This window comes from endosymbiont of unidentified scaly snail isolate Monju, from assembly GCF_000801295.1.
In the GTDB taxonomy this organism is placed as follows: domain Bacteria; phylum Pseudomonadota; class Gammaproteobacteria; order Chromatiales; family Chromatiaceae; genus MONJU.
The window spans coordinates 1,633,285-1,647,030 of record NZ_AP012978.1 but is presented as its reverse complement, the minus strand read 5'-3'; the positions used below and the strand labels follow the sequence as shown (position 1 = coordinate 1,647,030).

12 protein-coding genes are annotated in these 13,746 nt (G+C 65.3%); 8 read left to right on the top strand and 4 right to left on the bottom strand.

All coding sequences use genetic code 11. The annotated features are described in order from the left end of the window. Positions 1–118 precede the first annotated feature (118 nt). Complete coding sequence (locus EBS_RS07905) at positions 119–1,771, bottom strand: putative bifunctional diguanylate cyclase/phosphodiesterase (RefSeq protein ID WP_052199413.1); 1,653 nt, start codon at positions 1,769–1,771, stop codon at positions 119–121. A 13-nt stretch (positions 1,772–1,784) separates the two neighbouring features. After that, the gene (locus tag EBS_RS07900) at positions 1,785–2,048 is read right to left on the bottom strand and encodes a hypothetical protein (protein WP_148307707.1); all 264 of its coding nucleotides are present in this window, start codon (positions 2,046–2,048) and stop codon (positions 1,785–1,787) included. 71 nt (positions 2,049–2,119) lie between these two features. Here EBS_RS07900 and tsaA point away from each other — a divergent pair, with 71 nt between their 5' ends. Then, entirely contained in the window at positions 2,120–2,851 is a 732-nt protein-coding gene (gene tsaA, locus EBS_RS07895) for a tRNA (N6-threonylcarbamoyladenosine(37)-N6)-methyltransferase TrmO (RefSeq protein ID WP_043108129.1), read from the top strand. Here tsaA and trxA read toward each other — a convergent pair. Beyond that, positions 2,835–3,695 (bottom strand): thioredoxin, encoded by an 861-nt coding sequence (gene trxA, locus EBS_RS07890; RefSeq protein ID WP_043108128.1) that lies wholly within the window; start codon positions 3,693–3,695, stop codon positions 2,835–2,837. The genes tsaA and trxA overlap by 17 nt on opposite strands. Positions 3,696–3,829: 134 nt before the next feature. Between trxA and trxC the strand changes: the two genes are divergently transcribed. From trxC to greA, 4 genes are all read left to right on the top strand, one after another. Beyond that, positions 3,830–4,273: a thioredoxin TrxC gene (trxC, locus tag EBS_RS07885; protein WP_043108127.1), complete on the top strand. Its 444-nt coding sequence runs from the start codon at positions 3,830–3,832 to the stop codon at positions 4,271–4,273. A 220-nt stretch (positions 4,274–4,493) separates the two neighbouring features. Further along, positions 4,494–5,636, top strand: a complete 1,143-nt coding sequence (carA, locus tag EBS_RS07880) for a glutamine-hydrolyzing carbamoyl-phosphate synthase small subunit (protein WP_043108126.1) — start codon at positions 4,494–4,496, stop codon at positions 5,634–5,636. Positions 5,637–5,806: 170 nt separating this feature from the next. Continuing rightward, positions 5,807–9,016: a carbamoyl-phosphate synthase large subunit gene (gene carB, locus EBS_RS07875; RefSeq protein ID WP_043108124.1), complete on the top strand. Its 3,210-nt coding sequence runs from the start codon at positions 5,807–5,809 to the stop codon at positions 9,014–9,016. Between the two features lie 9 nt (positions 9,017–9,025). Next, positions 9,026–9,502 (top strand): transcription elongation factor GreA, encoded by a 477-nt coding sequence (gene greA, locus EBS_RS07870; protein WP_043108122.1) that lies wholly within the window; start codon positions 9,026–9,028, stop codon positions 9,500–9,502. A gap of 137 nt (positions 9,503–9,639) precedes the next feature. Here the strand turns inward: greA and yhbY are convergent, their stop codons facing one another. Further along, on the bottom strand, positions 9,640–9,936 hold the full coding sequence (yhbY, locus tag EBS_RS07865) for a ribosome assembly RNA-binding protein YhbY (protein WP_043108121.1): 297 nt from the start codon (positions 9,934–9,936) through the stop codon (positions 9,640–9,642). A 246-nt stretch (positions 9,937–10,182) separates the two neighbouring features. Between yhbY and rlmE the strand changes: the two genes are divergently transcribed. From rlmE to folP, 3 genes are all read left to right on the top strand, one after another. After that, on the top strand, positions 10,183–10,803 hold the full coding sequence (rlmE, locus tag EBS_RS07860; RefSeq protein ID WP_043108120.1) for a 23S rRNA (uridine(2552)-2'-O)-methyltransferase RlmE: 621 nt from the start codon (positions 10,183–10,185) through the stop codon (positions 10,801–10,803). Between the two features lie 113 nt (positions 10,804–10,916). Continuing rightward, entirely contained in the window at positions 10,917–12,848 is a 1,932-nt protein-coding gene (ftsH, locus tag EBS_RS07855) for an ATP-dependent zinc metalloprotease FtsH (RefSeq protein WP_171816215.1), read from the top strand. Between the two features lie 52 nt (positions 12,849–12,900). Continuing rightward, positions 12,901–13,740: a dihydropteroate synthase gene (gene folP, locus EBS_RS07850; protein ID WP_052199412.1), complete on the top strand. Its 840-nt coding sequence runs from the start codon at positions 12,901–12,903 to the stop codon at positions 13,738–13,740. The last annotated feature ends 6 nt before the right edge of the window (positions 13,741–13,746 follow it).

The following is a 13,746-nucleotide window of genomic DNA, read 5'->3' as shown; positions in this document are numbered from 1 at the left end:
CACGTGGGGGAGGGGATGAATGTACTTTTTCAGAGGTTCCCTAGGGTAACAATCGTACCTGGCTGCACCAAGGCGGGCGTCCCCGTTAGCCTGACAGACCCGCAAGTCGAGTATGGGGTCATTCGACCAGGCGAAGTTGTGCGCCCAGTCGCAGTTCCTCGCGGAACGCCTGCCGGTCGAGCGGTGGACGACCGAGAAAGCCCTGGTAGCAGGTGCAGCCGTGTTCGCGCAGGAAATGCAACTGCTCTCGGTGCTCCACGCCCTCGGCGATCACCTGCATGCCCATGTGGTCGGCGATACCCAGTACGGTGCGCACGATGGCGGCATCATCCGGGTCGCGGGTCACCTCCCTGACGAAGCTGCGGTCGATCTTCAGCGTATCGGCCGGCAGTTGCTTGAGGTAGGACAGCGAGGAGTACCCGGTGCCGAAGTCGTCGATGGCAAAGCGCAGGCCCAGTTCCTTGAGTGCCAGCATGCGCGCCCGCGCCTCGTGGGCATTGGTCATGATGACCGTTTCGGTGATCTCGAACAGCAGGTGGTGAGGGTCGGCGCCGGTCGCCTCGATGATATTGCGGGCGCGCGAGACGAAATCGGGCTGGTGAAACTGCTGGTGGCTGATGTTGACGGCAATGTAGTCCGGCGGGCGCATCCCGGGCGTGTCCATGATCGTGGCCAGTTCCTGGCAGGTTCGTTCCAGTACCCAGTCGGCCAGGGTGAGCATCAGGGCGCCGTCTTCAATTTGTGGCAGGAAGCGGTCGGGCAGGATCAGGCCGTCGCGGGGGTGGCGCCAGCGCAGCAGGGCCTCGGCGCCCAGGATGTGGCCGTCCTGGATGCGCAGCACGGGCTGGAAATAGAGTTCCAGGTGGTCGTCCTGCAGGGCCTGGCGGATCTCGTTTTCCACGCGCATACGCTGGGTGGCGATCTCGTCCATGCTCGGGTGGAAGCAGGTGACCGTGTCGCGTCCGGCTTTCTTGGCCTGGTACATGGCCAGGTCGGCATGTCGCAACAGGGTCTCCATGGTCTGGCCGTCGCGCGGGAAGGCGACATAGCCGATGCTGGCGGTCATGTGCAGCTCGTGGCCGTTGAGGTGATAGGCCGGTGCCAGCGCGGTACGGATCTTGCGCGCGATCTCGCGTACCTGGCGGTCGGCTTCTTCCGGGTCGCGCCCCAGGTGTTCGAGCAGAACCACGAACTCGTCACCCCCCAGGCGGGAGATGGTGTCTTCCTCGCGCAGGGTACGGCGCAGGCGGGCGGCCAGCTCCTGTAAAAGCAGGTCGCCGATGGAGTGCCCGAGCGAATCGTTGATGCGCTTGAAGTTGTCGAGGTCGAGAAACAGCAGGGCGCCGTGCTGCCCACTGCGCTGGCTGCGTTGCAGGGCGTGGTTCACTCGGTCGGTGAGCAGGGTGCGGTTGGGCAGGTCGGTGAGGGTGTCGTGGTAGGCCAGGTGCAGGACACGGTTCTCGGCCTCGGCATGACGGGTCTGGTCCTGCCCCAGCAGCAGGATCAGTGGCCGGCCCTGTATGTGGAGCCGTTCTGCGCTCATTTCGAAATACAGGATCCCGCTGTTCCGCGAGCGCAGTCGGATGTTGCGATGATGTACCCCGGCCAGCTCCTGGGTCAGGCGCAACAGGTCCTGCAGCGGATCCGTCTGTTCAGCCAGTTCGAGGATGTTGTGCCGCAGCAGTTGTTCCCTCGGCAGCCGCAGCAGGTGGCTGGCCTGGCGGTTGCAATCGAGTACCAGATGGGTGTTCGGGTCGATCAGCAACACCATGTCGTGAGTGCGTTCATGGATGCGGCAGCAGGCCAGCAGGTCGGTCTCGTCGGTGTGTCGGGAACCGACAAGGTTGGGGCGGATCGACAGGGAGCAGGGGCGGGATGCCGCGCACCACGGCCAGCGAGGCGGTGGCACCGGAGAGCAGGGTCAGCAGCCAGGTCGGGCTGCCGGCTATCGACAGCAGGGCCACCGCAGCGCTGGTGACGCTGAGCACCAGTGCCGATAGGCGGAACAGGTCGCGTTGTGCGACGAGGGCATGTTCATCCTGACCCAAGGCCTTGCCTCGCTGGGGGGCGTTTCGGGTAGCGTACCATTGTGCCACAGCCTCGATATGAGTCCACGATCATGAGCGACCACTGCCTTCATCTGCAAGCGATCGCACGGGTGATCTCGCCCTATCGCGAAAAGTTCGGCATCCCGCGCCAGGCCGGCCTGGTCGAGGCAGCGTGTGGCTGGCTGGAGATGGCGCCCGAATTTGCGCGCCCCGAGGCCTTCGAGGGCCTGGAGGGGTTCGAGCGGATCTGGGTGATTTTCGGTTTTCATGCCTGCGAGGGACGCTATCGCCTGCGGGTTCGGCCACCACGGCTGGGCGGTAATCGCGAGGTGGGCGTGTTCGCCAGCCGTTCACCTTTCCGGCCCAACAACCTGGGGCTGTCACTCCTGGGCCTCGAGGGGATCGAGCACGCGGATGGGCGATTGCGCCTGCGCGTCTCGGGGGTGGACTTGCTGCATGACACGCCGGTTTACGACATCAAGCCCTATCTGCCCTATGCAGACGCGCACCCGGGCGCGGCCAGTGGCTTCGCAGCGCAGCCGCCCTCGCCGGTGTTGGCCGTGCACTTCGGCGAGATGGCCGAAGTGGTGTTGCGCGAACGGCCTGCCCTGCGCGAACTGATTGCCCAGACCCTGGCGCTGGATCCGCGTCCGGCCTACCGCAAAGGGCGGGACCGGCGGCGTTACGGGATGCGCATCGAGGGCTTCGATGTGCGCTGGCGGGTCGAGGGCGATCACGCCGAGGTGGAGACCATCGTGCCGGTCGGCCTGGACGATGCGCCGGGGCTCAGTGCATCAGATTGAACAGGCGGCGCCGGCCGTCCTGCGCCAGCGGGTCGTCCCCCAGCATGTCGAACAGCCTGAGCAGAGCCTTGCGCGCGGCGTCGTCGCCATACTGGCGGTCCTTGCGCATCAGGGTGAGCAGGTGCTCGATGGCCTGCTCGAACCGCTGTTGCAGTACCAGGCCCATGGCCAGGCGGTAGCGGGCCTCGCTGTCGTTCTCGTCGGCCGCAAGGCGTGTCTCCAGCTCCGGCAGATCCTGCACCGGTGGTGCCTCGCTGGCAAAGTGCAGCTGGCCGAGCAGCCGGGTAACCTCAGGCTGGTCCTGCTCGCTGGCGGGCAGGCGGTCGAGCGCGGCCTTTGCCGCTTCCCAGTCGCCGGCTGTCATGTGCGTCTGGGCCAGCGCCACCGGGATGCGCGGGTTGTCGGGATCGGCCGCGGCCGCCGCCTCGAGGGCCGTGATGGCGCTGGCAGTGTCCCCCGCGGCCAGAGCCTGCATGGCCTGTTCCACGGTGCTGTCGGATTCGCGCGGGATGTGCTTGTCCAGAAACTCGCGAATGGCCGACTCGGGCAGGGCGCCGGTGAAGCCGTCCACCTCTCGGCCACCGTGAAACAGGCGTACGTCGGGGATGGAGCGGATACCGAACTGTGCCGCCACGGCCTGCTGTTCCTCGGTGTTGACCTTGGCCAGGATGAAGCGGCCCTGGTATTCCTCGGCCAGTTTGGCCAGCACCGGCATCAGCATCTGGCAGGGCTGGCACCAGCTGGCCCAGAAGTCCACCAGCACGGGGCGCTCCATCGAACCGTGGATGACGACCTGTTCGAAATTTTCAGCAGTGACTTCTTGGATGTAGGGCGAATCGCTCATGCTCGTCTGTTCCTGGATGGTCGTGGAGATTACGGTCTGGCGGGCAGATGGGGGCGGCCTGGGGATCTTCAAGCTTGAACGCACGGCATGCCGTCCCCATGTGGCCTTCAACAGTAGTTCAGGAGATTCCATTGATGTCCGACGCCATGCATATCGTCTGCCCCAACTGCGGCGGGGTCAACCGTGTGCCAGCCGAACGGCTGGGGCAAAATCCCAAGTGCGGCAAGTGCAAGCAGCCGCTGTTCCAGGCCAAGGCCTGGCCGGTGGATGGTCAGATGTTCGAAAGGCAACTGACGCGCAGCGACATTCCCTTGCTGGTGGATTTCTGGGCGCCCTGGTGCGGCCCCTGCCGCATGATGGGCCCGGCCTTCGAGCAGGCGGCAGCGCGCCTGGAGCCGCAGGTGCGTCTGTTGAAGGTGAATACCGAGGAGGAACAGGCGGTGGCGGCGCAGTTCGGTATCCGTTCCATCCCGACCATGATCCTGTTCGCGGGAGGCCGTGAGATCGATCGTATGTCAGGAGCGCTGGATGCGAGAGGCATCGTGGACTGGACGCGGCAGGCATTGGCCCGGACCTGAATCCCGGTTCTTCCAGTCCGCCTGACCGGTTGGGCCATTCCTGTTGCTGCCCGTGCCGCGGGGAGCGGTGGCTGCCTGCATTTTCGGCGTGGCGCGATGCCGGGTTTTCCCGTAAGATTGCCTCCCCAATGCGGGGCCTCGTGCCCATCGTCCAACAGATCCTGTTTTTTGCCGGAAGACCTGCCTCGCAGCGCCTTCCGGTTTTTGGTGTGCGCGCATAATGACCAGACCGGCAATCCTTGTTCTCGAAGACGGCAGTGTGTTCCGCGGCCAGTCCATCGGCGCCGACGGCCAGACGGTAGGCGAGGTGGTGTTCAACACCGCGATGACGGGTTACCAGGAGATTCTCACCGACCCCTCCTATTCGCGGCAGATCGTGACCCTGACCTATCCGCACATCGGCAACGTAGGGGTCAATCACGAGGACGAGGAGTCCTCGCGTATCCATGTCGCCGGACTGGTGATCCGCGACCTGCCGCTGCTGATGAGCAACTTCCGCGCCGAGCAGCGGCTGGATGACTACCTGGCGGAGCAGGGCATCGTTGCCATTGCCGATATCGACACCCGCCGCCTGACCCGCATCCTGCGCGAGAAGGGCGCCCAGGCCGGCTGCATCATCGCGGGCGAGGCGCCGTCCGAAGACGAGGCCCTGGCCGCGGCACGGGCTTTCCCGGGGCTCAAGGGCATGGATCTGGCGAAGGAGGTCACCACCGGCACGCCTTATGAGTGGGCACAGGGGACCTGGACGCTCGAGGGCGGCCTGCCCGAGGCGCCCCACCCGGTCGAAGAGAAGCTGCCGCGGCACGTGGTGGCCTGGGACTACGGCATCAAGCGCAACATTCTGCGCATGCTGGTCGATCGGGGCTGTCGGGTGACCGTGGTGCCGGCGCAGACGCCGGCATCGGAGGTGCTGGCCATGCAGCCCGACGGGGTCTTCCTGTCCAATGGTCCGGGTGACCCCGAGCCCTGTACCTACGCCATCGAGGCGATCCGCGAGGTGCTGGATGCCGGGGTGCCCACCTTCGGCATCTGCCTGGGGCACCAGCTGCTGGCGCTGGCCAGCGGGGCACGCACGGTAAAGATGAAATTCGGCCACCACGGCGCCAACCACCCGGTGCAGGATCTCGACACCGGTCGGGTGATGATCTCCAGCCAGAACCACGGTTTCGCGGTGGACGAGGAGAGCCTGCCGGACAACCTGAAGGCCACCCACAAGTCGCTGTTCGATGGTTCCCTGCAGGGCATCCACCGCACCGACGTGCCGGCCTTCGGCTTCCAGGGACACCCTGAGGCCAGCCCCGGCCCGCACGACGTGGCGCCGGTGTTCGACCACTTCATCGAGCTCATGGATGCGGGGAAGTGAAATTTCACCACGAAGAACACTAAGCACACGAAGATCACGAATGGAACAGGACGGCAACGATGGAGCCCCGGGCGTCGCAGCATCCGCCGTTCTACGCGCCTGTTCCGGAGATCTCGCTCGAAACCTTCGTGCTCTTCGTGCCCTTTGTGGTTAATACAGTGATCTAGACAATGCCGAAACGCACAGACATCGAAAGCATCCTCATCATCGGCGCCGGCCCCATCGTCATTGGTCAGGCCTGCGAGTTCGACTATTCCGGTGCCCAGGCCTGCAAGGCGCTGGCCGAGGAGGGCTACCGGGTCATTCTGGTCAACTCCAACCCGGCCACCATCATGACCGACCCGGAGATGGCCGACGCGGTCTACATCGAGCCGATCAACTGGCGCACCGTGGCGCGCATCATCGAGAAGGAGCGGCCCGACGCCCTGCTGCCGACCATGGGCGGGCAGACTGCGCTCAACTGCGCGCTCGACCTGGAGCGCGAGGGGGTGCTCGAGCAGTTCGGCGTGGAGATGATCGGCGCCTCGCGCGAGGCCATCGACAAAGCCGAGGACCGCGACCTGTTCCGCAAGGCGATGCAGAAGATCGGCCTCGACATGCCGCGTTCGGCGATCGCCCACTCGCTCGAAGAGGCCTTCCAGGTGCAGGCGCAGATCGGCTTTCCCACCATCATCCGCCCGTCCTTCACCATGGGCGGCTCGGGTGGTGGCATCGCCTACAACCGCGAGGAGTTCGAGGAGATCTGCACCCGCGGCCTGGACCTCTCGCCCACCCGCGAGCTGCTGATCGAAGAGTCCATCGCGGGCTGGAAGGAGTTCGAGATGGAGGTGGTGCGCGACCGCAAGGACAACTGCATCATTGTCTGCTCCATCGAGAACCTCGATCCGATGGGCGTGCATACCGGCGACTCCATCACCGTGGCGCCGGCGCAGACGCTCACCGACAAGGAATACCAGATCATGCGCGACGCCTCGCTGGCGGTGCTGCGCGAGATCGGGGTGGACACCGGCGGCTCCAACGTGCAGTTCGCCATCAACCCCGAGAACGGGCGCATGATCATCATCGAGATGAACCCGCGGGTGTCGCGCTCCTCGGCGCTGGCCTCCAAGGCCACTGGCTTCCCCATCGCCAAGGTGGCGGCCAAACTGGCGGTGGGCTACACCCTCGACGAGCTGCGCAACGAGATCACCGGCGGCGTTACCCCGGCCTCGTTCGAGCCGGCCATCGACTACGTGGTCACCAAGGTGCCGCGCTTCGCCTTCGAGAAGTTTCCCGAGGCCGATCCGCGCCTGACCACGCAGATGAAGTCGGTCGGCGAGGTGATGGCCATCGGCCGCACCTTCCAGGAATCGCTGCAGAAGGCGCTGCGCGGACTGGAAACCGACAGGCATGGCCTGGATCCTGTCGTCGACCTGTCCGCCGATGGCGCGCTGGAGCTGGTCCGCAACGAGATCGGTCAGCCCAGTGCCGAGCGTCTGTGGTACGTGGCCGACGCCTTCCGCGCCGGCATGACCCTCGACGAGGTGTTCGAGATCACGCGCATCGACCGCTGGTTCCTGGTGCAGATCGAGGACCTGGTCTCCGAGGAGGCCAGGGTGCGGCACCAGGGGCTCGAGGTGCTCGACGCCGAGCGTCTGCGCACGCTCAAGCGCAAGGGCTTCTCCGATCGCCGCCTGGCCGACCTGCTGGGCGTGGCCGAGGCCGAGATCCGGCAGCGCCGGCAGGCGCTGGGCGTGCGCCCGGTATACAAGCGGGTGGACACCTGCGCCGCCGAGTTCGCTTCCAGTACGGCCTATATGTATTCCACCTACGAGGAGGAGTGCGAGGCGGATCCCTCGGATCGGCGGAAGATCATGGTGCTCGGTGGTGGGCCCAATCGCATCGGCCAGGGGATCGAGTTCGACTACTGCTGCGTGCATGCTGCCTTCGCGATGCGCGAGGATGGTTACGAGACCATCATGGTCAACTGCAACCCGGAGACGGTGTCCACCGACTACGACACCTCCGACCGGCTGTATTTCGAGCCGCTCACCCTCGAGGACGTGCTCGAGATCATCGAAAAGGAGAAGCCCACCGGCATCATCGTGCAGTACGGTGGCCAGACACCGCTCAAGCTGGCCGAGGACCTGGCTGCCGCCGGTGCACCGATTATCGGCACCTCGCCCAATTCCATCGACCTGGCCGAGGACCGCGAGCGCTTCCAGCATCTGGTCGAGGAACTGGGTCTGAAGCAGCCGCCCAACCGCACCGCCACCGACCCCGAGCAGGCCATCGCCCTGGCCGAGGAGATCGGCTTCCCGCTGGTGGTGCGGCCGTCCTACGTGCTCGGTGGCCGCGCCATGGAGATCGTGCACGACGTCGAGGATCTCAAGCGCTACATGCGCGAGGCGGTACGCGTGTCCAACGACTCGCCGGTGCTGCTCGATCGCTTCCTCGACGATGCCATCGAGGTGGACATCGACGCCATCTGCGACGGCACCGACGTGCTCATTGGCGGCATCATGGAACACATCGAGCAGGCGGGAGTGCACTCTGGCGACTCGGCCTGCTCGCTGCCGCCCTACACCCTGAGCCAGGCTGTGCAGGACCGCATGCGCGAACAGATCCGCGCCCTGGCGCACGGGCTCAAGGTGGTCGGCCTGATGAACACCCAGTTCGCCATCCAGGGCGATGACATCTACCTGCTCGAGGTCAACCCGCGCGCCTCGCGTACCGTGCCCTTCGTGTCCAAGGCCACTGGCCGGCCGCTGGCCAAGATCGCGGCGCGCTGCATGGCCGGTATCTCTCTGGCCGAGCAGGGGCAGACCGAGGAGATCGTGCCGCACCATTACTATGTAAAGGAAGCGGTCTTCCCCTTCATCAAGTTTCCCGGGGTGGACACCATTCTTGGCCCCGAGATGAAATCCACCGGTGAGGTGATGGGCGTGGGGGCCACCTTCGGCGAGGCCTTCGCCAAGTCGCTCGAGGGTGGCAGCATGCGCCTGCCGCGCTCCGGCAAGGTGCTCATCTCGGTGCGCGAGGCCGACCGCGCACGCGCGGTGCGCGTGGCTGCCGACCTGGCCGAACTGGGTTTCGAGCTGTATGCCACGCGCGGTACCGGCAAGGCCATCCAGGACGCGGGCACGCCGTGTGTCCTGGTCAACAAGGTGGCCGAGGGGCGGCCGCACATCGTGGACATGATCAAGAACGACGAGTTCGACCTGATCATCAACACCACCGAGGGCAAGCAGGCTATCATCGATTCGCGGTCCATCCGTGCCGCGGCCCTGCAGCACAAGGTGAGCTATACCACCACCATCGCCGGCGCCGAGGCGGTGGTGCTGGCCCTGCGCCAGCCCGATGAACTGATCGTGCGCAGTCTGCGTGAACTACAGAGCTGAGGTGGCAAGATGCAGAAGACTCCCATGACGCTGGCCGGCGCGGAGAAACTGCGCGCCGAACTGCAGGAACTCAAGACCGTCAAGCGGCCCGCCATCATCCAGGCCATCGCCGAGGCGCGCGAGCACGGCGACCTCAAGGAAAACGCCGAATACCATGCTGCGCGCGAGCAGCAGGGCTTCATCGAGGGTCGTATCAAGGAGATCGAGGCCAAGCTGTCGCACGCGCAGATCATCGACGTGGCCTCACTGGATGCCGGTGGCAAGGTGGTGTTTGGTGCCACCGTGGTGCTGCTGGATCTCAATACCGACGAGGAAAAGACCTACCAGATCGTCGGCGAGGACGAGGCCGACATCAAGGAAAACAAGATCTCGGTGAGTTCGCCCATCGCCCGCGCCCTGATCGGCAAGGAAGAAGGCGACGAGGTCACCCTGCAGGCACCGGGCGGGACCCACGAGTTCGAGATCCTCGAGGTCCGTTACGAATAGACGGATTCACCGCGAAGGGCACGAAGAGCGCAAGGAATTCTCATGCCGGCTGGCCGACAAGTTGCGGCCCGGGAAACGGGTCCAACCTGTGGGCGGCTGTCATTTGCCGCTTTCTTCGTGTCCCTGGTGGTGAAAAATCACTTCGAGGGCAGGGCGATCTTCGGCTTCTTGTTGTTGCGCCTGAAGAATACCGCCATCTGGCCGATATGCTGAACCAGGGTGGCGCCGGAGGCGGCGACGAGGCGGTCGATGATCTCGCGGCGCCCGGCCTTGTCGGCCACGATCTTCACCTTGATCAATTCGTGGGCGTCGAGGGCCTGAGCCAGTTCCTCCAGCACCGTGTCATGGACGCCGTGCTGGCCGACACGCACCACTGGCTTGAGGTGGTGCGCCAGGCTGCGCAAGTGGCGGATCTGCTTGTCGGACAGGGTCATCGGGGCTCCGGGACGGTGAAAAGGCGCGTACTATAGCGCCTTTCAAGAGAATGTAGGAGGTCCGCCCTCGGGTCCAGTGGCGTGACTGGCTGGGGTTCGCGGCGGGGACGCCGCTCCCACCGGTGGGGAGTCGGTGTTGCGGCGTGGTGTCGTCGCGAGAGCCCGTCCTCGGAGCGCATGGCGGCGGGCTGGGATTTTGCGGCCAGGACGCCGCGCACACGGGTTTTGCAGGTATGGTGGCCTGAAATGGGTCGTTCGAAAAGCAGTCACCGCTGGATGCAGCGGCACGTCAACGACGAGTACGTGAAGCGGTCCCAGAAGGACGGCTATCGTTCGCGTGCGGCCTACAAGCTGTTGGAGTTGCAGGAAAAGGACCGTTTTCTCAAGCCCGGCCAGGTGGTCGTGGACCTGGGCGCGGCTCCCGGTGGCTGGTTGCAGGTGGCGCGGTCCGTGGTCGGCGGCAAGGGGCGGGTGATCGGCCTGGACCTGCTCGAGATCGATCCGTTGCCCGGTGTCGAGCTGCTGCAAGGGGATTTTCTCGAGGAAGCGACGCTGGCGCGCCTGGAGACCCTGCTGGACGGCCGTCCGGTCGATGTGGTGCTCTCGGACATGGCGCCCAACATCAGCGGCATCGCTGCGGTGGACCAGCCGCGGTCGATGTACCTGTGTGAACTGGCACTGGATTTCTGCCGCCAGGCGCTGCGCGAGGGGGGGGCCTTCGTGACCAAGGTGTTCCAGGGTGAGGGCTTCGACGACTACTACCGGGACGTGAAGGCCAGTTTCCGGCGGGTGGTCTCGCGCAAACCGAAGGCCTCGCGCCCGAAAAGCCGCGAGGTCTATCTGGTAGCCGGGAACTATCATTCGTAGTAGCTTACATACATCCACACGTCTTTTCGCCGGGCCGCCGTGCCAATGGTCGCCCCGCCGCAAGAGGCTGAAGTTTTATTCCTGGGAACGAGAGGTTCCGGACCTTGAACGACATGACAAAGAACATCGTGCTGTGGGTGGTCATCGCGGTAGTGTTGATGACCGTCTTCAACAGCTTCAACGTGCCCCGGTCGACTGTGCCGGAGTTGTCGTATTCGCGTTTCGTCGAGGAAATGAAGAATCACAACATTGCCTCGGTGACGCTGATGGAGAATGGCCGTTCCACCATCATCACCGGCAAGACCACTTCGGGAGCACGCTTTACCACCACCGCGCCGCACGATATCTGGCTGGTGTCCGACCTGTTGGCCAACAACGTCGATTTCCGGGTGAAGAAGGCCGAGGAGCCCTCCATCCTGTGGCAGATCCTGATCAACTGGTTCCCGCTGTTCATCCTCATCGGCCTGTGGATCTTCTTCATGCGCCAGATGCAGGGCGGCGGCGCGGGGCGTGGCGCCATGTCCTTCGGCAAGAGCAAGGCGCGCATGCTCACCGAAGACCAGGTCAAGGTCACCTTCGCCGATGTCGCCGGTTGCGAAGAGGCCAAGGAAGAGGTCAAGGAACTGGTGGACTTCCTGCGTGAGCCGGCCAAGTTTCAGAAACTCGGCGGCAAGATCCCCAAGGGTGTGCTCATGGTCGGCCCGCCCGGCACCGGGAAGACCCTGCTGGCGCGCGCCATCGCCGGCGAGTCCAAGGTGCCGTTCTTCACCATTTCGGGCTCGGATTTCGTCGAGATGTTCGTCGGCGTCGGCGCCTCGCGGGTGCGTGACATGTTCGAGCAGGCCAAGAAGCACGCGCCCTGCATCATCTTCATCGACGAGATCGATGCAGTCGGCCGGCACCGCGGTGCGGGCCTGGGAGGCGGTCACGACGAGCGTGAGCAGACGCTGAACCAGCTGCTGGTGGAGATGGACGGTTTCGAGGGCAACGAGGGGGTGATCGTGATTGCCGCCACCAACCGCCCCGACGTGCTCGACCCGGCGCTGCTTCGCCCGGGCCGCTTCGACCGCCAGGTGGTGGTCGGCCTGCCCGACATCCTGGGCCGCGAGCAGATCCTCAAGGTGCACATGCGCAAGGTCCCCCTGGGTGACGATGTCGATCCCAATGTCATTGCGCGGGGTACTCCGGGCTTCTCGGGCGCCGATCTGGCCAACCTGGTGAACGAGGCAGCGCTGTTCGCGGCGCGCGCCAACAAGCGCCGGGTGGACATGGAAGACATGGAAAAGGCCAAGGACAAGATCATGATGGGCGCCGAGCGCAAGTCCATGGTCATGAAGGAAGAGGAGAAGAAACTCACCGCCTACCACGAGGCCGGGCACGCCATCGTCGGGCTCAAGGTGCCCGCGCACGACCCGGTGTACAAGGTGAGCATCATCCCGCGTGGCCGTGCCCTGGGCGTGACCATGTTCCTGCCCGAGGAGGACCGATACAGCCACAGCAAGGAGCGCCTGGAGAGCCAGATCTCCAGTCTGTTCGGCGGGCGCATTGCCGAGGAGCTGATCTTCGGCATGGAACATGTCACCACCGGTGCCTCCAACGACATCCAGCGCGCTACGGATATCGCGCGCAACATGGTCACCAAGTGGGGGCTGTCCGAGCGCCTGGGGCCGCTGGCCTACGGCGAGGACGAGGGCGAGGTGTTCCTGGGACGCTCGGTCACTCAGCACAAGGCGCTGTCCGACGAGACCGCGCACGTGATCGACGAGGAGATCCGCGCCATCATCGACCGCAACTACGAGCGTGCTGAATCCATCCTGCGCGAGCACTTGGACAAGCTGCACGCCATGGCCGATGCATTGATGAAGTACGAGACCATCGACAGCGAGCAGATTCGCGACATCATGGAAGGCCGCGACCCGCGGCCGCCGGCAGGCTGGGGTGATACCCCCGACTCCGGCTCTCCCAGCGGTGGGGCCGCCGCGACCAGTGACGAGGTGCCGCCCAAGAAGGACGGCCCGCTGGGCGATCCCGCGGGACAGCACTGAGACGACGAGGCCGGGGTAACCCGGCCTCAAGCATTGCAGGACGCGGCACGCCATGCCCCAGCTCGATCTTTCCGTTCCCCGCATCATGGGGATCCTCAACGTCACCCCCGATTCCTTTTCGGACGGCGGCCGCTACGATCGCCTGGATGCCGCGCTGTATCACGCCGAGAGGATGGTGATCAATGGCGCCGACATTCTCGACGTGGGGGGGGAATCGACGCGCCCGGGCGCGCAGCCGGTGAGCGAGGCCGAGGAACTCGACCGGGTGATCCCGGTGATCGAGGCGCTGAGCGCGCGCTTCGACAGGCTGGTCTCGATCGACACCAGCAAGCCCACGGTCATGCGCGAGGCGGTGGCCGCCGGTGCCGGCATGATCAATGACGTCAACGCCCTGCGCGCCGAGGGTGCCGTGACGGTGGCTGCCGAGGCTGGCGTGCCGGTCTGCCTGATGCACATGCAGGGCGAACCGCGCACCATGCAACGTTCCCCCCACTACGATGACGTGGTGGCCGAGGTGCGCGATTTCCTGCTCGAACGCGCCCGGATCTGCGAGGCGGCGGGGGTCTCGCGCCAGGCCATCGTGCTCGATCCGGGCTTCGGTTTCGGCAAGACGCTCGAACACAACCTGGAGCTGTTGCAGCAGCTGCCGGTGTTGTGCGCCTCTGGCTACCCGGTACTGGCCGGCATTTCGCGCAAGTCCATGATTGGTGCGCTCACCGGGCGCGAGGTGGACGACCGACTGGCCGGCAGCCTGGCGATGGCGCTGCTGGCGCTGGAGGGCGGGGCGCGTATCCTGCGCGTGCATGACGTGGCCGAGACGCGCGACGTGCTGCGCGTCTGGACGGCGGTGCGCGAAAGGCGCGAGAGTGGAGAAGGCAGCAAGGGAGACTGAGAAGAC